A 22,687-nucleotide genomic window follows, 5' to 3' on the forward strand; every position below is an offset into this window, starting at 1 on the left:
TTAGCAATGGCGTTACAATAAACATGTGCGCCTGCGAAGAAGGTATGAAAACGGGCTTTACTTCCGACTGTGTTGGGGTGGAAAAAGAGCTTGTAACCTATCTCTTACCTATGGGATAGGCTTCATTTCAAACCATTCTCTAAGTGATAAGTGTGGTGATATGCCAAGCTGCCACAAAGCAAACGAAATGCAAGTGAGGCTGCAACGAGGCATGTTATTCACCCTCTCTCCCCAAGATTAGGGGTGGGATGAGGCACTTAACGTTCGCGACCGAAGATGCGGAGCAGGTAAAGGAAGAGGTTGATGAAGTCGAGATACAACGTTAACGAACCCATCAAGGCCGTCTTTTGTGCACCTTCTCCCATGTCTTCTGCCTGTGCCAGCATGCGTTTAATTTTCTGCGAGTCGTACGCAGTAAGACCAACGAACACCAAAACGCCGATGTAACTTAGTATAAGGTCGAAGCTGCTGCTCTTCAGCAACAAGAGATTTACCAGCGAGGCAATAATAAGTCCAACGAGCGCCATGATAAGCAGCTTGCCCAAACCTGTGAGGTCGGCCTTGGTGAAGTAGCCAAATGCGGCCATAACACCAAACGTTCCGGCGGTGATGAAGAACACTTTGGTGATAACATCAGCCGAATAAACTAGGAATATCACAGAAAGTGTAGCACCATTAAGTGCCGAATAGAGGATGAAAAGCAATGTTGCCGTGGTTAGCGACAGCCTATCGATAAAGCGGCTGATGCCATATACCAATCCCAGTTCGGCCAGGAGAAGTGCCCAGAAGATGCCACGACTCTCGTACACCGATTGCATCAACACTTCTGAATGTGCAACACCGTAGGCCGTTACGCCTGTTATGATGAGGGCTAAGGTCATCCATACATATACCTTACGCATCAGCGCAGGAAACGCTAACGAAAGTGCACCCTCTTTTTCTCTTATTAGTCTGTCCAAATCTTGTTGTTCCATAACTTTTGTTTTTCTTTAATTGATTTGCAATCACAAAGATACGGTGTTTTCTTCAATAAGCGATTAAACTTTCAAAGATTTTAACTATTGGATGCTTTGAACTTTTCTGCTTCTTGGTTTTGGCGCTCTTTCTTGCTCGTTAGTCGCCTTTTTACGCTTAACTAGCTGTTTAACAGTATGTTTACATATAAGTTAAGGGCAAGTGGAGATGATAGAACAACCCACGAACATGGTGACTTACAAACTGCAAAAAATGAACATATAAGACATGTTATATTGCAGCCTTTGTACAAAAAACGAACCAAATCAATGCCATGCAGCACGAAAAATCAAATTTTCCTTTACTATATGGTGTCTTTTTCGTATTTTCGCAGAGTATAATAATAAGTCAACTGTGGAGATTTAGTAGAGAAGTTAAAGACTTGAGAAGTTAAAGAAGCGTAGGAGTTAAGATATTAAGCCAATATATTTGGTGTTGTGGGGCAAAGAAAATTGTATGCCCAAAACTCGTGAACTTGCAAACTTATAAACTTGTCAACCAACTGCACTGCTGCAAGGCGGTGGGCTTAGCGCCTTAACTTCTTAACTCCTTAACTTCAATATAAAGATGAACAAATCCATTATAACCAAAGGTCGCAACCTGAACAGCGTGCTTTCATTGAGCGGTTTCGTGCTGGTGTCGCTGTTGGTCATCGTGTGGTTTCTGCCGCGAAACAATACGCCGCAGATGCGTTACGATGTGGGTAAGCCATGGATGTATGCGTCGCTCATCGCCAAATTCGACTTCCCCGTTTATAAATCCGATGCGGTTATACAGCAAGAGAAAGACTCGCTGCTGGCTTATTTCCAACCCTACTACAACTACGACAAGGGAATGGAAAGGCGACAGTTAGGCAAGTTGCATGCCGATTACCCTCGGGGCATTCCCGGTTTGCCGGCTGCTCAGATGCGAACGCTATACGATAGGCTGCATCGCCTTTATCAAGCGGGTATCATTAGCACACCGCAATATAACAGCATAGCCAAAGATTCGGTCAATATGGTACGCGTTATCATCGGCAAACGCGTGCAAAGCATGCAGATAGGATGCATCTACAGCACGCTGAAAGCCTACGAACAGCTGTTGCGCGACAACGTGCTGGCCGACTATCGTACGGCGTTGCAACAGGCAAATGTCGTTAGCTATCTGCAACCCAACATGACCTACGATAAGAATCGCACTACAACCGAGCTAAACGACTTGTTGGGGTCGGTGCCATTGGCAAGTGGCATGGTGCTGTCGGGTCAGAAAATAATCGACCGCGGCGAGATTGTGAACGACTATTCGTACCGTGTTTTGGCATCGCTCGAGAAGGAAACGGCACGCCGCAACGTGTCGAAGGCCGAGATAAAGAATACCGTCATCGGGCAGTTTATCTACGTTTTGATGCTGCTTTGCCTCTTCACGTGTTTCATTGTGATGTTTAGGCCGCAATATTTGGGTAAGGCTCGCTCGGTGGTGATGCTCTATGTGATGATAACCGTTTATCCCGTGATGGTGTCGCTCTTTATGGAGCACAGCCTGTTAAGCGTGTATATCATCCCGTTTGCTATCGGCCCGATGTTTATTCGCGTGTTCATGGATTCGCGTACAGCTTTCATCAGCCACCTTGTATCAATGCTCATCTGCGCCGTAGCTGTGAAATACCAGTTTGAATTCTTGCTTTTACAGCTTATAAGTGGCTTGGTGGCTATCTATTCGTTGAGCGACCTGTCGGGTAGGGCACAGTTATTTAAGTGCGCCCTGTTCGTAACCGTGGCCAACTTCGTTACGTTCTTTACGCTGCAGTTGATGCAAACGGGCGACATCGGCAATTTTGAAGTGAACATGTACAGCCACTTTGTGGCCAACGGCGTATTGCTATTGCTGGCCTATCCCTTGATGTTCGTTATCGAGCGCACCTTTGGTTTCACTTCTAACGTTACGCTTTTCGAACTCTCCAACACCAACAAGGGTATGCTACGAAAGATGAGCGAGGTGGCGCCAGGCACATTCCAGCACTCTATCACCGTGGGTAACTTGGCGGCCGAGATAGCCAATCGCATTGGAGCAGACAGTTTGCTGGTGCGTACGGGAGCACTTTATCACGACATTGGGAAAATGAAAGCCCCTGTGTTTTTCACCGAAAACCAAGTGGGCGTTAATCCCCACAAGGGCTTGCCTTATAAGGAAAGTGCGCGTATCATCATCAGTCACGTAACCGAGGGATTGAAAATGGCCGAGAAAGCCAATCTTCCCACCTTCATTCGTGAGTTTATCCTTACCCACCATGGTACGGGAATGGCTAAGTATTTTTATATTAACTATAAGAACGAACACCCCGATGAGGAGGTGGATGTTCGCGATTTCTCTTATCCTGGTCCTGATCCCTTTACCCGCGAGCAGGCCATATTGATGATGGCCGACGCCGTAGAGGCCGCTTCGCGCTCGCTGCCCGAGTACACCGAAGAGAGTATCAAGGGGTTGATTGATCGTATGGTCGACACTCAATTGGAAGAAGGGCACTTTAAGGAATGCCCCATTACGTTTAGGGATATTGCCGTGGCAAAGGCCGTTATGCTAGAAAGACTCAAGAGTATTTATCATACGCGCGTCTCATATCCAGAACTGAAACAGGCGTGATGCAGGGCCCTTGTATCACGAAATATTATAGGGCAGATTGCAAGAAACGCCCTGCCCCATCTGCACAATTTATTGATTACGTGCAACAAACGATGATTCTAGTAAATAATATCGTAATAATAACATTAAGATTGGTTAAAAGTTGAAGGTAAATAGTAATAATCCGAACAATTTCACTAACTTTGTAACCAAGAATATTAACAACTGTTTAATATGCGCTCATTAAAAAAGGCCAGTGTGGCCGCTGTCTTGGCAATGTCTTGCCAATCGTTGTTCGCTGGGGGACTTCTAACGAACACCAACCAAAACATTGCTTTCAACCGCAACTTTGCACGTGATGGCGTGATCGCTATCGATGGTGTTTACAGCAATCCAGCTGGTATAGCCTTCCTTGAAAAAGGTTGGCATTTGTCTTTTAACTTCCAAAACGCCTACCAAACACGTACCATTCAAAGCGGAATGGCAGTGGAAGCAGCTCAATCTACTCCTTTTTATAAGCCGTTTATGCTGAATGGCGGCGACGCCGAAGGCATCAAGAAGTATGTAGGAAAGGCCTCGGTGCCCATCCTTCCTTCGTTCCAAGGTGCATACGTAGGCGAAAAATGGAGCTTCCAACTGGGTGTCGGCCTCATAGGAGGTGGTGGAAAGGCCACGTTTGATGAGGGATTGGGTTCTTTTGAACGTCAAGTGGCACTTATCCCAGCAGCTTTGGCACAAGCTGGACTAGCATCTGCCACCCCTGCTTACTCGTTATCGAGCAACATAAATGGGCAACAATACATCTTTGGCGTACAAATGGGTGCCTCATACAAGTTTAACGACAACCTCTCGGCATACGCAGGCATGCGTGTGAACTATGTTTACAACAAGTATACGGGAAGTATCACGAACATAACGGCCAACATTGCCGGTGCAAACGAGAACCTCTATGGCTACTTCGGCAACCGAGCAAGTCAGCTTAACGCACAAGCTGCAGCGCTGAAAGCACAAGCCGAGGCCACAGCCGATGCTACATTGAAGGCTAAATTGCTTGCTGGAGCGGCTCAGGCAGAAGGTGGCGCCAAGCTGATGACCGAAAAACAGGGTCAGGTGAAGGATAAACACTTGGAATGTACACAAACGGGATGGGGCGTAACGCCAATTATCGGTCTGGACTTTAAGACAGGCCGTTGGAACTTCGGTACGCGATTGGAGTTCAATACGCATCTCAACATAGAGAATAACACCAAGGTTGACGACACGGGACTGTTCCAACACGGTGTGAATACACCAAGCGACTTGCCCGGCCTCTGGACTGCGGGTGCGCAATATTCCATCTTACCCAACCTCCGCGCAATGGCTTCGTACCATCTCTACTTTGACAAGAGCGCGAAAATGGCCAACGATAAGCAAAAGCTTCTTGGTGGAAACACGCAAGAATTCTTGGCCGGTATGGAGTGGGACATAACGCCCGACATCACTATTAGTGCAGGCGGACAGCGCACGCAATACAGCTTGGGCGACGGCGCATACCTCTCGGACATGAGCTTCGTTACCAGTAGCTACTCTATTGGCTTTGGTGCTCAGGTGCGATTGGCCAAGAACATGAGGCTCAACATGGCCTACTTCTGGACCAACTACGAGAACTTCGACAAGAAATACAAGCAAACGGTGGTGACAAACGCCAATCCTTTGGCCACCGTTACGCTCGACAATACAGATCGATTTACCCGTACCAACAAGGTGTTGGGTGTGGGACTTGACATCGATTTTTAAGAATTAATACTTTATCTAACTCTCTAATTCTCTGCCCATATCTTCATCCGCGAGGACAAAACGATATGGGCCTTTTTATGTCTGTTCGCCAAATGCGTTGCACAAGGCCTGCGATAATCCTTTCTTTAAAACACAAGTGCCTGTCGGCTATTTGCTCACGGCAAAGTCATTTCTACGCTAGGTGGGGATAAAACACAATCATTATGGCTTCTGTCGCGTAGCACTAGTTGGCAAGATAACCATTCCTTTACCTCTCCAATCTTGTTCAGGGGGCATGGTCTCTTATCCCAAACTCACCAATCAACCCCTCCGTCATTCGCATTTTCATCGTTCAGAAAATGCATTTTCTAAGCTCTGATTATGCATTATTACATTAACCGCAGTGCTAAACATGTTTTGGACGGCTGTTCCATGTTATCTGGAATGCTGTTCCAGTTGAATTGGAACCCAATTCCAACTTATCTGGAACAGGTTTCCATCTTAGCTGTACCAAAGCGAGAGCTTAAAAAACTCACTACAAGCGCTTATTGGGTGGGGAATGAAAGATGGACTTTGGAGGGCGGAGAGGTGGGTTGTTGGTCGTGATAGGCTGTGGAATGAACAGCCTAGATGGTGCCAAACTCGCATCAAACGTAACGTGAATTCGAGATAAGATACGATGCTATCTTGAGCAAGATTAGATAAAAAACGAATGGCAGTCTCACTAACTAGCGCCACGCGATAGTCGACATAGCGAACATCTCTTATCCCGACCTCGCGTGTCTCTACGTTTTTCGCTTCTCCTTATAGTTTAAGCGTCTATCGTTTCCTATTCAAACGAAGGCTCGAAAATACTGCACATGCAGCCGTTAAACGTGCGGTAAATTTGTTAAAATGTTTAAAGTCCCTTTAAAGCGGAACAATAAAAGATGGGAATAGGATACTTTTACATATTTTTGCAGTGCGTTTAAACGTACCTTTGAGGTACAAGAAAGAACTTAAATAGAAACAATGGAAGAATCAATAAAATCAATCGGGCAGCGCCTTAAAGGCTTGCGCGAAGTGCTAAACATACCCGCAGAGGAGATTGCCGACCTGTGTGAAATCTCCCTAGAGCATTACTTGAAGATGGAAGACGGCACGGCCGACCCTTCGGTTTATCGTTTGGCGAAAATCTCGAAACGCTATGGCATCGACCTCGATGTGCTGCTTTTTGGCGAAGAACCTCGTATGAGCGCCTACTATCTCACACGTAAAGGCAGCGGATTGAGTGTAGAACGTGGCAACGATTATAAGTATCAAAGTCTGGGCAGTGGTTTCCGCGGTCGCAAGATGGAACCTTTCCTCGCGCAAGTAGACCCACTTCCCGAAGGAAAATCCTATCGCAAGAACACCCATAACGGTCAAGAGTTCGACTATATCGTTGAAGGCGTGATGGAATTGACGCTTGGCGAGAAGGTAATGATACTTAAAGAGGGCGACAGCGTTTACTTCGACGCCACAAAACCACATCGCATGCAAGCCCTAGGGGGTAAGCCTGTGAAGTTTTTATGTGTTATAATGTAGGAGAAAAACACCGATGGTAGAAAGATTTTTAAAGCAAACAAGTTTCACTTCGACAGAAGATTATAATAAGAACCTTCAGTTCATCATTCCGGATAACTTTAATTTCGCTTACGATGTGATGGACGCTTGGGCGGCCGAAGCCCCCGAAAAAACGGCCCTTATATGGACTAGCGACGAAGGAGGAGAACATATATTCACCTTCGCAGAGTTGAAAAGAGAGAGCGATCGCGCCGCTTCTTACTTCCAAGAGTTGGATATTGGCCGTGGCGACATGGTGATGCTCATCCTTAAACGTAAGTACGAATGGTGGATTGCCATGCTGGCCTTGTGCAAGATAGGTGCTGTGGCCATTCCCGCCACCCACATGCTCACCACCCACGACATTGTTTATCGCAACAATAGCGCCAGCGTTAAGGCCATCGTATGTGTGGGCGAAGACTATGTTCTTACGCAGATAAGGGGTGCAATGCCCGACAGTCCTACGGTGAAGACGCTCATTAGCATCGGCCCCGACGTGCCCGAAGGCTTCCTTTGCTGGCAAACGGGCGTAGAAAAGGCCGCTCCCTTTGTGCGTCCTAGTCACGTTAACGACAACGAAGACACCATGTTGATGTACTTTACCAGTGGAACGAGCGGCGAACCGAAGATGGTTGCCCACGATTTTCTTTATCCCTTGGGCCACATTCCCACAGGTGTGTTCTGGCATAACCTTGGTCCTGACAGCATCCATCTTACCGTTGCCGACACTGGTTGGGGAAAAGCCGTGTGGGGAAAGCTATACGGACAGTGGATTGCAGGTGCTGCCGTGTTCGTGTTTGATCATGAAAAGTTCTCTGCCGACAAAATATTGCGCATGATAGAGAAGTATCGCATCACCTCGTTTTGTGCTCCACCAACAGTATATCGCTTCCTCATACACGAAGATTTCAATGATTACGACCTCAGTTCGCTTACCTATTGCACCACGGCAGGCGAGGCATTGAACGCCGCCGTTTATCGCAAGTTCTACGAACGCACGGGAGTTAAGCTGATGGAAGGTTTCGGACAGACCGAAACATGTATGACTCTGGGCACGATGCCGTGGATGGAACCCAAGCCAGGATCGATGGGTAAGCCCAACGCACAATATGATATAGACCTTGTTCGCCCCGATGGCACATCGTGCGAGGATGGTGAAAAGGGTCAGATTGTTGTTCGCGTGGGCGACAAACGCCCATTAGGACTCTTCAAGGAGTATTATCGCGACCCCGAATTAACCCACCAAGCCAACCACGACGGCGTGTATTACACGGGCGACATAGCATGGCGCGACGAAGACGGATATTATTGGTTTGTGGGCAGAGCCGATGATGTGATAAAGAGTAGTGGCTATCGTATCGGTCCGTTTGAAGTGGAAAGTGCACTGATGACACACCCTGCCGTGGTGGAATGTGCCATTACGGGCGTACCCGATGAGATTCGCGGTATGGTAGTTAAGGCCACAGTGGTGTTGCACGAAAAGTGGAAAAGTCGTGCAGGCGACGAGCTGAAGAAGGAACTGCAAGAGCATGTGAAGCACGAAACGGCACCTTATAAGTATCCGCGTATCGTAGAGTTCGTTGACGAATTGCCCAAAACCATCAGCGGAAAGATTAGGCGCGTGGAGATTAGGCAAAAGGATAACGCCAAATAATCTTGGCGTTTATCGGCAAGAAGCATGACGTGCGCTTGGCTGTAAGGGTTCAATTGGGCCTTAGCGGGATAGCAACATCCTCCGCGATACGCACCTTGCCGCACACATATATATAAGGAGAACGCGAGTTGGGCATAATGCCTAACTCGCGTTCTCTTTTTATTTCTCTCAGCCATATAGTGCGCATGGTGCAAATATGCAGGGTAAGCAATGTTCGTTTGGCCATAACCTCGTTGTCGACAACGCAGCAAATGCACCCTTCATAAGAAGGCTGTTAGAGCCTTATAAGTGGACTTCGTGATTAGAGAAGCCGTTATAGCTTGCTGCGGTCTAGTATCGTAATGCGTTTGCCTTCTACCCGAATGGCGCCAGCTTCTTGCAGTTCGGACATGGTTCTTAGCAACGAGAACTTCTGAATGCCAAAGCTTTCGGCAATCTCTTGTCGCGACTTATCGAGCAAAACCACGTTCGAACCTTGCTTGCCCGATGCCTCTTTGAGGAAGTAACCTACCTTTTCGCGGACGGTGAAGAGGCTTAACACGCGCATTTTCTTGGTAAGAAACACGTCGATGTTTGACAGCGTGGCTATGAAGTTGCGTCGTAACACGGGGTCGGTATCGATAAGTTCCACGAAATCGGCTTTCGACATGCGCATCACCGTTGTTTCTTTTTCCGTCTCAACACTAACGGGCATCAGGTTGTCTTTGGCAAAAATAAAAGCAGGCGCAACCAAATCGCCCACAACAAGACGGCTCACTTCCACCGATTTGCCCGAAAGGCTCACCATCCTAGCTACCATTTCGCCCTCCACAACGATGTCTACGTGGCGGTAGGGCATGCCGGCAAGAATATAGATGTCTTTCTTGTCGAACTTTACTAACTTATGTTTGGCGCTGGCCACGATTTGTTCGAGGCGTTGCTCACTTACGTCGTTGAACAGTGGGCAACGTGTCAGCGCATTCTTGATTATCTTCTCCATCGGTTACAAATGTAGCTATAATTATTGTAATGGCATCCTATTTTGGTCACAAATGTTATCCTCTTAAACCTTGGTATGAATTTTGTACGGGTATTAACGAGCGTAAAACGGGTATCAGGTACAAACGATCTTCACGTTGCTTTGTTAGCTTGCCAGCCCGTCAACTCATAAGTTCATAAACTTGTCAACTCATAAACTCATATTGATATGGATAAGAAAATAGAAAAAGGAACGGTACTCGTTGCCAACGAAATGATTGCTTATGCCGAAGGTGGCATTGTTAGTAAGGAATTTGTACATGCCAATGCTGGCAGCCTTACGCTCTTCGCGTTCGACGAAGGACAAGGTCTTAGCGAACATTCTGCCCCTTTCGATGCTACCGTGCAGGTGATAGAAGGCGAGGCAGAAATAAAGATAGACGGCGTTCCGCACGTTGTTAAGGCTGGCGAAATGATTATCATGCCCGCCAATCATCCCCACGCCTTGTTCGCTCACAAGCGTTTCAAGATGTTGCTCACAATGATTAGGGGTTAACGTACCCATTTTCGTTAAGTCACAAGGGCAATGTTAAGCTTGCTTGAACGTTGCGGTGGCGAGAAACATACTTACCAAGGAGTGAGAAAAGAAGGTTATTTCATCGATTGTTTAGTTAATTTTTCATAGTCGACGGGCAGAGGCGTGAGCCTTCTGTCCGTCATTTTTATGGCATAATATGGATGCTTTTGTAAAGCCAATGGCTTAATGCATGGAGGTCTAGGCAACTCGTTTGCAGGTCAAATTGTTTACTCGCTAACTGGCAAAGAACATTTTAAAGCGACATGAGCCCACTTTGTGCGCACCGTTCCCTATATATAAATAAGGAGTGATTCATTACATTTCATATACTCAAAGTGAAAACAAGAAAGCCTTTAAGAGCAATGAACACACGCATGAGAATTTACCTCAATGTCCTTCATATACAACGTGCATAGGTTGTCAACTACTGTATAGGGAAACCCCTACTTATTCAAAACTTCTCATCCTTTCTCATTTTTTTTATTGTCCTCTTTTCTTTTTTCGCGATTATTGTGTATCTTTGTCGCATAAAAAACCAAAGTATGTTGACGTTAAAAAGATACACGCTACTAAAAGACCTAGTATTACTAACAATCGCCATGTTCATCGGAAGCTTGGGATGGGCTATTTTCCTACTTCCGAATCACATCACCACGGGTGGCATACCAGGCTTGGCATCCATTCTTTACTGGGGATTGAACATTCCGGTTCAAGTTACTTTCCTAGGCGTAAACGCCCTCTTGCTGCTCATCGCCTTAAAGGTGTTGGGCTGGCAGTTCTGCATTAAAACGCTCTATGCAGCCGTGATGTTCACCATCTTCAGTGCCTTGGGGCAACATTGGATGGAAGGTTCAACCCTCTTGCAAGGCCAACCGTTCATGGCCATCGTGCTAGGTGCGGCCAGTTTGGGCTGTACCGTGGGACTAGGACTAGCCAGCAACGCCTCAACAGGTGGTACCGACGTGGTTGCGGCCATGATTAACAAGTACCACGACATCTCCTTAGGCAAACTCATCTTGCTGGTAGACATCTCCATTGTTACAGCTAGCTACTTCGCCTTACGCAATTGGGAAGAGGTGATTTACGGCTACATTTTCCTCTTTATCTTCTCCGTCTGCGTAGATAAGGTGGTGAACATGATGCATCAGTCGGTACAGTTCTTCATCATATCCGAGAAATACGAGCAGATTGGGCGTGCCATCAACGTCAACGCACAACGTGGATGCACCACCATCAGCGGCAACGGCTTCTACTCGGGCCGTGAAGTGAAGATGCTCTTTGTGCTGGCTCGCCAAAACGAATCGGCCAAAATCTTCTCCATCATCAACGAAATTGACCCCGCTGCCTTTGTTTCGCAAAGCTCAGTAATTGGCGTTTATGGACTAGGTTTCGACAAGTTCAAGACTAAACGCAAGAAAAATAAGTTGCAAAATATCGACGGAGAACAGCTGATAGCTAGCAGTGCGTCAGCCCCAAATGGCGAAACACGTGTTGCAAACAGCTGAACGCACACGTCAGGCATCTGCACCCATCGTTCATGGCATAACCCATTGCACGCTGCATATAGCCATATTCGCCAGATCATAGATAACACCAATGCTTGACTTTCGCCCCAAACGCAACTCCACAGCGCAACGTGGCAAGTCAACAAACACCTAAAATAGAAATGGAACAAAAACAACCCGTACCCTTCGAGATGGACTTAAAGCCCGAAATAGCTTCGGGAGTATACTCCAACTTTGTGCTTATCTCGCACTCGCCAAGCGATTTTGTGCTCGATTTTGCCCGTATTCTGCCTGGCATGCCTAAGCCCGAAGTGGCCAGTCGCATCATTATGGCCCCCGAACACGCCAAAAGACTGCTCATGGCTTTGCAAGAAAACATCTTCAAATACGAACAAGAGTTCGGTAAGATACAGCTACCTAATGAGGGTTCGCGTACCATCGCTCCCTTCAACGTGGGTGGCAATGGCGAAGCTTAGACGCTTTTCATCGGCGTATCACGTCATTTCAACGATTTATCCAAGCCCCAATCGGCTTGTGCAACATAACAAACTAAGCGGGTGTACCATAGCTTTGGCACACCCGCTTATCGTTTCTTACATTAAAGCTGGGTAGCCAAACCACTATAGACGTAAGTAAAATGGCGCACAATAATATTGAGGAGCTCTTACATGAGTAACAAAACTTATCCCCTTAATACTGCTTACTGCGGCTACACCAATTAATATATACCAGGCACAAACACGTTCGACTTACATAAACTCACCAGCTACAATTAGCCGTTTATTCGGTTTTTGTCATATTAATTACTTAATTTTGGGTCACAAATAGAAAAAGTTCAAAAAAAACAACTATTTATAATGGCTGTTTAGAGATTTTCGTTTATCTTTGCAAAAGAGAAATTTACCACGTTCCTAAGCAATACGTTTTCTTGCCAAAGCAAAGCTTCTGCTAAGTTAATTGTAGGGTCACATGGGCACCAAAACACCCTTCGCCCGCGACGCGGCACAACTTCTCGCAGGCAGATTTACTACCATGCTGAACAGCATTGTTAGCGCCTGCAAACTAAAAGACATTTAAAAACAAATTTATCGATAACTTAAACTTTTACATTATGGACATTATTGGAAATTACAAAAACGTCTTAACTAAGAAGTATGCTCAATTTAACGGTCGCGCTGGACGCCCTGAGTTCTGGCTGTATGTGCTAGTTAACTTTGTCATCACCATGGTATTGTATATCCTTACAATTGTTGGCGTAGCAGCTGAAAGTTCTGCCCTTGCATCGGTGGCTAACATATTGCTGATCGTTTATGCGCTAGCCACATTAGTTCCCACTATTGCTGTTGGCGTTCGTCGTCTACACGACATCGGCAAAGAAGGTGTTTGGTTCTGCGTTAACTTCATTCCTTTCGTTGGTGGCATTTGGTATCTTTACCTTTGCGCACAAGAAGGCGAACGCACCGAAAACCGCTTTGGTGAGCCTCAACCCTAAATAGACGTAAGTTTATAGATATAGCCTCTTCCTCCACTCCACCGCATCTTACAACGGGGAGAGGGGAAGAGGTTTTCTTTTTTATATGCCCTTAATCCTAAAGCCTTGAGGGATTAAGTTTTCTAAACACACCGTTCGCCTCCTCGTTTTTCGTCGAATACAGGCCTTCTTTATAACATCTGCACTCCAGTTCCGTAGCCTATCACCGCCACTAGCTCACCCTTCCTACCTCAAAACGCCAACATTCACTCCCCACCCGATAAGCGCTTGTAGTGAGCTTTTTCAGCTCTCGCATTGTTACAGCTAAGTTGGACTCCTGTTCCAGCTATGTTGGAACAGGGTTCCAATTCAACTGGAACAGCATTCCAGATAACATGGAACGGCCGTCCAAAACACATATAACGCAACGGTTAATGTTATCATGCATAATCGGGGCTTAGAAGGCACATTCTCGGAACGGTGAAAATGCGAACGACGGAATGATTAATTGGCGAGTTTGGAATAAGAAGCCATGCCCTCTGAACAAGATTGGAGAGGAAAAAGAATGGCTATCTTGCCAACTAGCGCTACGCGACAGAAGGCATAACGATTGTGATTTATCCCGAACCCACGTAAATAATGCATAACGTATAGTTAGTTTATGCATTGCAATGGCCTATAAAACAAATTACAAGAGTTGTACGAACAGCGTGGAATAAACTTCAAGACACATTTCCAAAAAGCAACAAATACGGAATGCGCATTCCACTCACACGCACGTATCGGTCAACTGCCACACTCCATCGACAACGACTCATCCCAATCCAAATTCAACTCGTTGCCCTTAGAACCTGCCACGCCAGGCCCTCCTTCATGTATACCACCCGTGTCACCACCAATATTGTATTCACCTTTTTCGTTGGTGTTGGCACAAAGATGACCCTCAAACAAAACCATCACAACCTCCACTTTCGGACCTATATAGTGTTTCTTTTCCATTATCATTCTTCCTAAATTTGTCATGTAAATTAGTTATTGTTGGTGGCGTGCTCTGCAAATGAAAACCATTTACAGAACACGCCCGCCGTTTCACTTAACGACGCGTTTCTTTCCGTTCACCAAATAGATGCCTTTCGGCAATTTCTCCAAGTCGCCATACGTACCTACTGCCTGGCCGTTAAGGTTAAACACCTTGCCGTGCCATTTCCCTTCAGCGGTTTCGGACCGTTCTTTTACAGCATTGATACCTGTCGTTGTACCTTCCTCATCAACAGAAAAGAACACCGTTTCAGCTTTCGCGCCAGCGCCAGTGTCGCCCGAAGCCAACACGCATGCCATGTAAGGCGTCCAAGTACCTGCGTTTACCTTTGTCCACCAATAAAAACCATTCTTATAAACGCTCTCGTCGTCACCCGAATAATAGTAGTACGAGTATTTCTCGAGATGGCGATTTCGTTGGTAGTTACCCACAAACGTGTAGTTGATACCATCTTCCGTAATTGTCACTTTCTTCAAGCTTGCCGCAGTTTCAGGTTGTTTCTTTATGCCCACCACAATATTCTTCATATTTGTAGACGTACCTCTCCTCGTAGCGGGATGTATCATATAGGGATGGTGGGCCTTCGTTTCTGTGGCTGGCTTTAGAAAGTATAACGTGATTTTCTTACGCAAATGTTTCGGACTATCCCAATCAGACTTCACCTTTGAGAACTCCATCACCCGCACTTCAGGACCGTATGCGCTCTTCAATTGCTGTTCGGACATGTCGAAAGGAAAACACATGCTATACCACTTGTTCTCCACACGCACCCCGTCTTCCCAAACTTCTTCACCGGGGTTATAGGCCGAAGTCAAGACAAAATTGTGCCAACCCGCATAATTACCACTGCAAACGGTGTACTTACCGTCTTCTTTCGTGGGCCAATAAGCCCCATTCTCGGCCTGAACGGTTTCCGTTGTACCGCCAAGAGTTTTCGAAGCGGGATTAAGATACTTGTCTTTGGCCCCCTGCGGGAAGTGCAACATCACCATGGGACTGCCGTTTCCACGTTTATAATGGGCACGAGTAACGGGCGAAACCTTACTAGGATTGCTATAATTGAAGATACTCACAGCCGTAATATCAAAAGCCTGATCCTCGGCCTTTGTTTTCTCACCGAGCACATAAACGTCGGTGAGCATCTTACAATCTTGGAATGCCTGCGCCTTAATCAACTCCACGCCAGCAGGAATGGTTATCGTTTTGAGTTTTTCGCACTTAAATGTACCCGGTCCGATGGTTCGTAAGGAGTTCGGCAATCGTATAGCCTCTATCGAAGTGCCCTCGAACGCGTTCTGCTCGATATGTTCGATGCCCTCAGACAAGGTAAGGCTCTTCAAGGCCGAGCAACCTGCGAAGGCCTGCACGCCAATAGTTTTCCAACCGCTACCAAACTCCACAGACACCAATTGCTTGCAATCGAGAAAGGAATACTGGTTTAGGCTGCTGTTGCCACCCATCTTTACCTCGCCCAACTTAATGGTTTTCAAGGTCGGCCCGAAAGGTTGAGCCTCAACCATTACGCTTCTCTCGGGATTATCGGGAATAACTACATGTTCGATTTTACAGTTATAGCCCGTGAAGCACATACTAGGAACGGTGGTTAACGTGCGTGGCAAAACCACCGTTTTAAGCTTATCCATAAAGTGAAGCTTGCTTATCGAGCTAGCAACGGCCAACTCGGCATTCTCCAAATCGAGGTTCGACACGTTGGGGAAATTATTCTCTGGATCGTCCTCTCCACAAAGGCGTTCAATGTCTTGCACCGACATTGTCGCCCCGTTCTTAGTAATCACCTTCATCTTGCTCACACCCAAGTAGGGTTTCAGCAAGTCGGAGGCCGTGTATTGCACATACCCTCCCGCATAGGTAAACTCTGCATACAGGTCGCCTTGATGCTCCAGAGTAAGCACAAGTGTGCCATCTGTGGTCTTAGTTACCTGCAATTTAGCACTCACGCCTAGCACAAAAGCCTGGCATAAAAGCAAAACCGATAAACATTTCTTTGCTATGTTCATAAAATTATGTTACTATAAAGCTATTTTTACATCATTATTACGTAGCCGCTTGTGAAAAAAGCGCCATAAAACATTATTCTACAATGCCGCATATAGCCTTGTTACAAGCTACATAGAGGATCTTGACACCACATTACAAGAGATATGATTTGTTTAATATGGTCTTTCAATACAACTGCAAAGTTAACATTTTTTCTCAATACAAAACATAAATAGCACAACAAACAATCAAAACAAAAGAAAGATTTAACATACGTTAGTGATTCAGCTCTTAAACGTATCTATCCTGCCAATACTAGCTCAACAAAAGAAGAGACATATTATTGAATGTACGGCTTATACAACACTAAGACAATAAAACACTTGGTTTACGTCTAATAAATAGAATACATTGTACAAACTACAACAAAAGGAATGCAAATCAATGTGTAATAAAACATTAAATACCATAGGGTTACATGTTAAAAGCGTTACAAACAGCTAAGTTAAGCAAAAATAATATTACACAGGAAAAGGGGTAACAAAATGCAAGTCAATACATTACACATCACAATCAAAATATTTAACAATAAGAAACGCTTGCTAAACATTAAAAAACGAAGTAATTTTGCGTTGATAATTAGAGAATCAAAATTAGGTACGCTATACGTAAATACTTGTAATATAGAGGGTTTAAACAGGATATGCAACGCATCTAGGACATACTACAACGGTTTTTATCAGCGCAACTAAACATTGTTCACTAAAAACAAACGACAATCATCACATAAAAGATGTTACCATCTGGCACCATATAAATAAGGTGTGCGAACTAATGGAAAGGGTCGCCCGCGAGCCTCGACCCAAAATCACGATGCTATACATTTTAATCTCAGTAAGGTAAATAAACAATTAAACTATATTTAGATGAGGAAAATTAGGGTTATTAACGGGCTTTACAGCAAGCCCGAATGCAATGTTTTAAGCATTGAAGTAAAAACAAATCTGCTAGAAGGTTCTGCCAGCGGTGGGCACAATGAAGCCCCCGACGACGGAGAACTAAACTCCAAGCAAGGCAACTTCTTTGAAGACGACTTTGACCTCTAAGGAAACAGCTAATGGTATTAATAGACAACAAACGGTAAAACATTATTAAGAGAGACAGAAATGAAACGTATTCACTTTTTCGCACTATCTATCCTTGCAGCTATTTCCTTGGCCAGCTGCGGCAATGAAGACGCTGCACAAGGCCTACTAACAGAAAAGACTGAAGACTTAACAGGATTAACCGAGTTCGCTCCCCAAGAAACGGCCAGCTCATCTGCTACTCGCACAACGGGCGAATATGGCACGAATAGCCTCTCGTTCTATTGGACAAAAGGAGATAAGATTTGGCTTCACGACGAAACCGCTACTCCTAAGCTGGTGCAGAGCATAAGAGACAACATTGAAAGTCAGGCACAAGCAAGTGGCGTAAACAAGGTTGCTCACGCTAGATTCTACTTCCCCGATACCTTTAAAAAAGCCAAATACCCCGTAAGATATACAGGATATGGCAACCCTGTTGGTGATAAGGTCACCATCAAAAACGTTCAAGCACAAGCCAAACCTAACCAAGGCGAGCACATTGGAACGGATGGCGACTGCGGTGTTGGCGTTGCAAGTCGCGGGTCGGATGGTAGATATACCTTCACGCTTTCGCATCAAGCTGCGTACTTAACTTTTACGCCTTATCACAGCAAAGCTTTCTCTTCCGACGTTAAGGTAACGAAGATTAAGGTGACAGCCAACCAAGCTTTGGCAGGAACTTTCGACTTCAACGACAATGGCATTGTACTATCGTCGCGTCCCGCGGCTAACGAATCTAACAGAAGCATCACCCTGACTTTGAACGGTGGTGGTAACAACGGCTTTAACATTCCCACTGCCGCATCGGTAACTGAAAATGCCGCCATCATGGTGCTTGCACCAGGTTGCTATACCAACTTTATCGTACAATATACGATATACGACACGCGCACGAAGGTATGCGGAACGGTTTGCAAAAACTATGGTTCAATAAAGCTAACGGCAGGAAAGAACAGACGCGTAACAATCGATTTGTGCCTGCAACGCTACGATAGAAACCTATACTATATGTGGGACGCCAAAGCTGGCGAGCACTATTGGAAGGGCGTAGCCAATCCTCCCAGCTTGCTTGACGAGACCAATGCCAACTATCCCAAAACGTCTTCAGACTCTAGATGGTTCAACCCCGCAGACTATAACACCCCTGCATCGTACACGGCAAAAAATAATCCTAACGCCAACGAGCTGCTTTGGCTGTTGCGTTACGGCAACGCGCACTGGGATAACTCAACCTGGACGATTATGGGACACCTATACAGAGGTGGCATGTGGTTGAAGAAACTAGACGTAATTGCCAAGGAATTGGGTAAGACAAGAGCCCAAATGAAGGTGACTTCGCCTAACAACATCGACTTCACCAAAATTCAAAACCAGAATTACGACGCCTTTGTTCAAGACAATCACACCGTAACCCGTGGCAAGCCCGCTAAACAAAGCGATTACTTCTACTTGCCTGCGGCTGGTCATTTCACCCTCGGAAAGTTCATGAAAGTTGGCGTACGAGGTTACATCTGGTCGTCTACTCCTCGCCCCAAAGGTACAGCTAACGTTCCACAAGGTTACAACTTGTACGTATCAGAGAGTGGCGTTCACACCGGATATGGCGACCGCACCAACGGGTTCTACCTGTGTCCGGCCCATTAAAAAGACATTGATAGTGTCAAATAACATCAGGAATTCGTTCCCCAGCTTCCACTTTTGGGAAGCAGGGGAACGTTTTCGTTTAATCAATAAACTAATAAGTAGACGGACAAAGCAACTCGTCTATCCGTCAACTTGTTAACTCTTCCATCAGGAAAGAACGTTTTCGCTTAGCCAATGAGTTTAGACCTAGACAGGCGCCACAACTCGTTAACTTGTCAAAGTGTTAACTCGTCAACTGAAGAAAGCCACACCCCAACCGTATAAGTGGGATGTGGCCTCAAACACAATCATAAGCAGCGTGCTATCCTCAACAATCAGCTACCTTGAATTTAAATACCAACAAACTTAAAAATTTGCTTTCTGGATTCGGACTTAACATGATCTACAACACTACCCTATTTACATTTACCAATATGTTTTATTAAATCTCGTAATCCAATATCTTATCGAGTGTCAATAACATAACGACTATCCACTGCGCATTAAACCCGCAAACAACAACCAAACGGTCGTCGATACGACTTTAATCACGCAATGCCCATACTCACTTGTTTATGCAGAACCGCAAGCCCACATTAAGATTGAAGTTCGTGGGACGATCCTTATAAATGGAGGTTAGGTCGCTACCATTGTCGAAATAGTAGCTTACGCCAGGTTCAGCGAAGACACTCAGTCGGTCGTATAACTTGTATTCGGCTCCTATTGCTGCGTTAACCGATAGCTGTGCACGCTTCTCCTTGACGTTCTCTGTTTGCTCTTCCTCGGGCACGCCATCGTATTCGGCAACCGATTTTCGTTTACCTTTCAATAGTTTTTCGCCCATTACGCCTGCCGAGGCATAGACATTAAAGCGGCGATTACCCACAATTCGATAGTTAACGTTTACTGGCACACCCAGATAATGCAGCGTTTGTTGCGTTTCGTTCACAACGCCGCCCGTCTTCCTAGTCAGCTCTGAGCGATGGCGCGTATAACTTAGGCCTGCGTCTATGCTCCAACGCTTGCTCAAGGCATAACGAAGCGCAGCCCCAACTCTCAGCGGTTGTCGATGGTGAGCCTTTGTTTCCACAGCAGGCGACACGTCTTGCAACTGCACATACTCGCTATTGCGAATATCATCATCAACAGGCGCACCGTATGTACGTGCCATAACCAACGCCGGACGTTGCACTTCGCTATTGTTTGAAGCGATGGCGCCACCCGACACATAAGCCTTGGCCATCCATACGCCACCACCTTTTGAGGTTTTTGTCGAACTTCTAGGAAATCCAACAGGTAAGTCTTCAGGGTATTTAGGTTGTGTTCTCGTGGTTTGTCCCTTCTGCGGGGCATTGTCAGTACTGTTTTTGGAGGTGTTATTTGGTGTATTTTGTTGTATGTCTGGTGTGGTTTCGGTGGTTTGCTGCGGTGTATTTGCAGTCTGTTGACTTGGGTCTGTCACTGGCATATACATGTCCGTGCCCTCGCCTTGCCCATACGCCACAAGATGCCTAGCGTTGCTTACTTGTCCGTTGCGTATGTTGTCATCGCCAGCAGCGCCTTTACCGAGCGATCCTTGCTCTGCGTGAAGTTTGTTCGCAACGACATTCGCACCATTCTCGGCAGGCTTAGTGCCATTTTGTTGGGGTGCATATTGCCGTTCGAGGTTGGCCACTTGGCGCGCATTCTGCCCATTGTTAAGCAACAGCATCGTAACGCCCACACCGGCCAACAGTGCCACGGAGGCAGCTACAGCTATGATACGACGCCCTAAGATGGAAGCTCTAGCTGGCTTTACACCCATCACGGCCCGTCGTTCCACTTCGTCCCACGACAACTGTGGAGCAGCCTGACGGTGTCCGTCAAGCTTCTGTTGCAATTGTTTTCTCCATTGTTCGTTCATCGTGTCGTGTTCGTTTTGTTGTATTGTTCTATCTTTTTGGCCAGCATATTCTTTGCGCGATGCAATTGCGAGGCCGAACTATCTCTCTTTATTCCCAGCAATTGGGCTATCTCTTGGTGGCTCTTGTCTTCGAAAACATAGAGGTTAAACACCGTTCGATAACCCGTGGGCAATTCTCTTACCATTTGATGGATAACGTCTGGTGGTATATCGTCGATGGGTGGATCGTCTACTTCTGGTTCATCGGGCAATTCTACGTCGAGCGACACTATGGCCTCCGCCCGTTTTCGCTTTAAGAACGATAGCGATTGGTTTACCATGATGCGCGTGGCCCACGCTTGCAGCGAGCCTGGCCCTCGATAATCAAACTGTCCGATGCTTGTGAGCATCTTCACCATGCAGTCTTGCAACACGTCTTTCAGGTCGTCGTCGTTGTCTATATACCTAGCTCCAACACTCGTTATATAGTCGGCATAAAGGGTGTAAAAGTCTTGCATGGCGGTTTTATCACCACCATGCAGTCTGTTAACGAGTTTTTCTTCCTTGTCGCCGATGAAAAAACGCACGCCCTTAGTCTACGCTTGTAATCTGAACTGGAGCCGTAAGGATGGCCATTTTACTTTGCGACGCAATGGTTGCCTCACGGGTAGCGTACTTAAATCGAGCAATTTTCTTTCCCGAATAAGATTCCCATTCCAACGTTAGCAACACGTATTTCTTCCCCGTATCAGGAAGTCCTGCCAGTCGGAAAGCGATAAGTCCATCGCCCCATCGCCCAAAGAGGTCGCCTTTGGCATCGTGATATAGCGTCACTTTATAGGCATTATCCTTATCGGGTGTTGCCACGAGGTTAAGCACATGTTTAACTTTTCCACCCCATCGAGTTCTGAAACGCAACGTCAGATACCCGTCTTCGGCAATGCTAACCCAGTCGTTCACCACTTCTAGTGGGTCGTTGCCATACGTTTTAGCGTTAGCGTCGCCTAGATTTTTAGCCATGACTTTGGTACGAATACTGTCTAGCCAGTTGATGTTCACGTAGGTTGTTCCCTTTACGCGGTCTTTGCCTTCCTTAACAGCAGGTCCGTCCACCACGTTATAGTTCACCAAGGCCCGCATCTCTTTCATTCCAAAGGGCGAAGATTTCATGTTAGAGGGCGTTAGCGACACCGAATCGTCTAGCTGCAACGTAAACGCAGTGTTACCCAAGTTTGGCTTTACGGTCACCAGAGCCGTTGGGTAAGACAGCGTGTCTTCTTCTTTGTCGTCTTGGCAAGCTATAAATGTGAACATGGCAACTATGATGCCCACACCAGCCAGCCATGAATGTTTTTGCTTCATAATCCTTCTTTTTGGTTGATGTTTGCCTTTTAAACTGCAATTATATGAAATCTTGCGTGACATATACCGCTTTTTATCAAAAAGAATGTTAATAAATTAAGTTTGGGATAAGAAACAGCCGTTATGCCGATTACCACGTAGCAGCTGGCGTAATAAATACCTTTTGCATCTAGTCTATTTCAAAGCGCATGGTGTTTAATACTCATTTGCGCACTACAAGCACATTTGTACTCGCACTACTGTAGTGTACTAAATAAGTTGACACTTTACCTCAAACAAAAAAAAGTAAAAAAACATGGTAAAGTACAATGAAACGGAGAAAATTCTGTTATTAAGTAAGTACATCACGAGCGGTATGGATGCCCGCAGCTTTGCGTTAAGTTGCGGTGTGCCCTATACCACATTCCTCAATTTTTGTCGGGAGTATGGCAATCCCGACTTGTCCTCAATACAGGAGCTGATGAAGAAAGAGAATATTCCCACCACAGTGGAGGAGCTTCAGGCCTTGCTTGCCAAAGAGCGCAAGGCACACGTCGAG

19 protein-coding genes and 1 pseudogene are annotated in these 22,687 nt (G+C 46.0%); 12 read left to right on the top strand and 8 right to left on the bottom strand.

Annotated elements, in window-relative coordinates; all coding sequences use genetic code 11:
• Nucleotides 1-257: 257 nt before the first annotated feature.
• Nucleotides 258-974, bottom strand: a complete 717-nt coding sequence (locus F453_RS0110210; protein ID WP_018967916.1) for a Bax inhibitor-1/YccA family protein — start codon at nt 972-974, stop codon at nt 258-260.
• 607 nt (nt 975-1,581) lie between these two features.
• Here F453_RS0110210 and F453_RS0110215 point away from each other — a divergent pair.
• The 5 genes from F453_RS0110215 (at nt 1,582) to F453_RS0110230 (ending at nt 8,608) form a co-directional block, all read left to right on the top strand.
• Complete coding sequence (locus F453_RS0110215) at nt 1,582-3,636, top strand: HD family phosphohydrolase (RefSeq protein ID WP_018967917.1); 2,055 nt, start codon at nt 1,582-1,584, stop codon at nt 3,634-3,636.
• A gap of 213 nt (nt 3,637-3,849) precedes the next feature.
• Complete coding sequence (locus tag F453_RS0110220) at nt 3,850-5,391, top strand: membrane protein (protein WP_018967918.1); 1,542 nt, start codon at nt 3,850-3,852, stop codon at nt 5,389-5,391.
• A gap of 357 nt (nt 5,392-5,748) precedes the next feature.
• Entirely contained in the window at nt 5,749-5,976 is a 228-nt protein-coding gene (locus F453_RS16270; protein WP_148295821.1) for a hypothetical protein, read from the top strand.
• A 405-nt stretch (nt 5,977-6,381) separates the two neighbouring features.
• The gene (locus tag F453_RS0110225; protein WP_018967920.1) at nt 6,382-6,936 is read left to right on the top strand and encodes a helix-turn-helix domain-containing protein; all 555 of its coding nucleotides are present in this window, start codon (nt 6,382-6,384) and stop codon (nt 6,934-6,936) included.
• Nucleotides 6,937-6,949: 13 nt separating this feature from the next.
• Nucleotides 6,950-8,608, top strand: a complete 1,659-nt coding sequence (locus tag F453_RS0110230; protein WP_018967921.1) for an AMP-binding protein — start codon at nt 6,950-6,952, stop codon at nt 8,606-8,608.
• Between the two features lie 313 nt (nt 8,609-8,921).
• Here the strand turns inward: F453_RS0110230 and F453_RS0110240 are convergent, their stop codons facing one another.
• Nucleotides 8,922-9,587 carry a Crp/Fnr family transcriptional regulator gene (locus tag F453_RS0110240; protein ID WP_018967923.1) on the bottom strand — a complete coding sequence of 222 codons (666 nt, stop codon included), beginning with the start codon at nt 9,585-9,587 and terminating at the stop codon, nt 8,922-8,924.
• Nucleotides 9,588-9,794: 207 nt separating this feature from the next.
• Here F453_RS0110240 and F453_RS0110245 point away from each other — a divergent pair, with 207 nt between their 5' ends.
• The 4 genes from F453_RS0110245 to F453_RS0110270 all read left to right on the top strand — a co-directional run bounded on the left by F453_RS0110245 (nt 9,795) and on the right by F453_RS0110270 (nt 13,139).
• Nucleotides 9,795-10,121: a cupin domain-containing protein gene (locus F453_RS0110245; protein WP_009237576.1), complete on the top strand. Its 327-nt coding sequence runs from the start codon at nt 9,795-9,797 to the stop codon at nt 10,119-10,121.
• 563 nt (nt 10,122-10,684) lie between these two features.
• The gene (locus F453_RS14285; RefSeq protein ID WP_025790003.1) at nt 10,685-11,647 is read left to right on the top strand and encodes a YitT family protein; all 963 of its coding nucleotides are present in this window, start codon (nt 10,685-10,687) and stop codon (nt 11,645-11,647) included.
• Nucleotides 11,648-11,808: 161 nt separating this feature from the next.
• On the top strand, nt 11,809-12,123 hold the full coding sequence (locus F453_RS0110260; RefSeq protein WP_025790002.1) for a DUF3467 domain-containing protein: 315 nt from the start codon (nt 11,809-11,811) through the stop codon (nt 12,121-12,123).
• 635 nt (nt 12,124-12,758) lie between these two features.
• Nucleotides 12,759-13,139: a DUF805 domain-containing protein gene (locus F453_RS0110270; RefSeq protein ID WP_009237572.1), complete on the top strand. Its 381-nt coding sequence runs from the start codon at nt 12,759-12,761 to the stop codon at nt 13,137-13,139.
• Between the two features lie 211 nt (nt 13,140-13,350).
• On the opposite strand, the pseudogene F453_RS16275 reads toward F453_RS0110270, so the two are convergent.
• The 3 genes and pseudogenes from F453_RS16275 to F453_RS0110280 form a co-directional block, all read right to left on the bottom strand.
• Nucleotides 13,351-13,569, bottom strand: a pseudogene (locus F453_RS16275) (hypothetical protein).
• A 335-nt stretch (nt 13,570-13,904) separates the two neighbouring features.
• Complete coding sequence (locus F453_RS0110275; protein ID WP_018967928.1) at nt 13,905-14,117, bottom strand: hypothetical protein; 213 nt, start codon at nt 14,115-14,117, stop codon at nt 13,905-13,907.
• 90 nt (nt 14,118-14,207) lie between these two features.
• A complete protein-coding gene (locus F453_RS0110280; protein ID WP_018967929.1) occupies nt 14,208-16,175 on the bottom strand; it encodes a leucine-rich repeat domain-containing protein in 1,968 nt (655 codons plus the stop codon).
• A 906-nt stretch (nt 16,176-17,081) separates the two neighbouring features.
• On the opposite strand from F453_RS0110280, the gene F453_RS0110285 reads away from it, so the two are divergent.
• Together F453_RS0110285 and F453_RS0110290 are read left to right on the top strand one after the other, a co-directional pair.
• Nucleotides 17,082-17,261 (top strand): hypothetical protein, encoded by a 180-nt coding sequence (locus F453_RS0110285; protein WP_018967930.1) that lies wholly within the window; start codon nt 17,082-17,084, stop codon nt 17,259-17,261.
• A gap of 60 nt (nt 17,262-17,321) precedes the next feature.
• Nucleotides 17,322-18,926 carry a hypothetical protein gene (locus tag F453_RS0110290; RefSeq protein WP_018967931.1) on the top strand — a complete coding sequence of 535 codons (1,605 nt, stop codon included), beginning with the start codon at nt 17,322-17,324 and terminating at the stop codon, nt 18,924-18,926.
• Between the two features lie 544 nt (nt 18,927-19,470).
• Here the strand turns inward: F453_RS0110290 and F453_RS0110295 are convergent.
• From F453_RS0110295 to F453_RS0110305, 3 genes are read right to left on the bottom strand one after another with little or no spacing between them, the layout of a single operon-like run.
• Complete coding sequence (locus F453_RS0110295) at nt 19,471-20,808, bottom strand: porin family protein (protein ID WP_018967932.1); 1,338 nt, start codon at nt 20,806-20,808, stop codon at nt 19,471-19,473.
• Nucleotides 20,805-21,374, bottom strand: a complete 570-nt coding sequence (locus F453_RS0110300) for an RNA polymerase sigma factor (protein ID WP_018967933.1) — start codon at nt 21,372-21,374, stop codon at nt 20,805-20,807. The genes F453_RS0110295 and F453_RS0110300 overlap by 4 nt, the downstream gene beginning before the upstream one ends.
• Before the next feature lie 4 nt (nt 21,375-21,378).
• Entirely contained in the window at nt 21,379-22,149 is a 771-nt protein-coding gene (locus F453_RS0110305; RefSeq protein ID WP_018967934.1) for a NigD1/NigD2 family lipoprotein, read from the bottom strand.
• Between the two features lie 295 nt (nt 22,150-22,444).
• Here F453_RS0110305 and F453_RS0110310 point away from each other — a divergent pair.
• Nucleotides 22,445-22,687, top strand: a 243-nt coding sequence (locus F453_RS0110310) for a hypothetical protein (protein WP_018967610.1), incomplete at its 3' end; no start/stop codon positions are given.

This window comes from Hoylesella loescheii DSM 19665 = JCM 12249 = ATCC 15930 (assembly GCF_000378085.1).
GTDB lineage: Bacteria > Bacteroidota > Bacteroidia > Bacteroidales > Bacteroidaceae > Prevotella > Prevotella loescheii.

What these genes read in the sequence shown, in the direction of transcription:
- F453_RS14285 (WP_025790003.1), top strand. Translation starts at nt 10,685, where the DNA reads ATGTTGACGTTAAAAAGATACACGCTACTAAAAGACCTAGTATTACTA.
- F453_RS0110245 (WP_009237576.1), top strand. Translation starts at nt 9,795, where the DNA reads ATGGATAAGAAAATAGAAAAAGGAACGGTACTCGTTGCCAACGAAATG.
- F453_RS0110230 (WP_018967921.1), top strand. Translation starts at nt 6,950, where the DNA reads ATGGTAGAAAGATTTTTAAAGCAAACAAGTTTCACTTCGACAGAAGAT.
- F453_RS0110260 (WP_025790002.1), top strand. Translation starts at nt 11,809, where the DNA reads ATGGAACAAAAACAACCCGTACCCTTCGAGATGGACTTAAAGCCCGAA.
- F453_RS0110280 (WP_018967929.1), bottom strand. Translation starts at nt 16,175, where the DNA reads ATGAACATAGCAAAGAAATGTTTATCGGTTTTGCTTTTATGCCAGGCT.
- F453_RS0110240 (WP_018967923.1), bottom strand. Translation starts at nt 9,587, where the DNA reads ATGGAGAAGATAATCAAGAATGCGCTGACACGTTGCCCACTGTTCAAC.
- F453_RS0110295 (WP_018967932.1), bottom strand. Translation starts at nt 20,808, where the DNA reads ATGAACGAACAATGGAGAAAACAATTGCAACAGAAGCTTGACGGACAC.
- F453_RS0110210 (WP_018967916.1), bottom strand. Translation starts at nt 974, where the DNA reads ATGGAACAACAAGATTTGGACAGACTAATAAGAGAAAAAGAGGGTGCA.
- F453_RS0110290 (WP_018967931.1), top strand. Translation starts at nt 17,322, where the DNA reads ATGAAACGTATTCACTTTTTCGCACTATCTATCCTTGCAGCTATTTCC.
- F453_RS0110220 (WP_018967918.1), top strand. Translation starts at nt 3,850, where the DNA reads ATGCGCTCATTAAAAAAGGCCAGTGTGGCCGCTGTCTTGGCAATGTCT.
- F453_RS0110285 (WP_018967930.1), top strand. Translation starts at nt 17,082, where the DNA reads ATGAGGAAAATTAGGGTTATTAACGGGCTTTACAGCAAGCCCGAATGC.
- F453_RS0110305 (WP_018967934.1), bottom strand. Translation starts at nt 22,149, where the DNA reads ATGAAGCAAAAACATTCATGGCTGGCTGGTGTGGGCATCATAGTTGCC.
- F453_RS0110225 (WP_018967920.1), top strand. Translation starts at nt 6,382, where the DNA reads ATGGAAGAATCAATAAAATCAATCGGGCAGCGCCTTAAAGGCTTGCGC.
- F453_RS0110275 (WP_018967928.1), bottom strand. Translation starts at nt 14,117, where the DNA reads ATGGAAAAGAAACACTATATAGGTCCGAAAGTGGAGGTTGTGATGGTT.
- F453_RS0110270 (WP_009237572.1), top strand. Translation starts at nt 12,759, where the DNA reads ATGGACATTATTGGAAATTACAAAAACGTCTTAACTAAGAAGTATGCT.
- F453_RS0110215 (WP_018967917.1), top strand. Translation starts at nt 1,582, where the DNA reads ATGAACAAATCCATTATAACCAAAGGTCGCAACCTGAACAGCGTGCTT.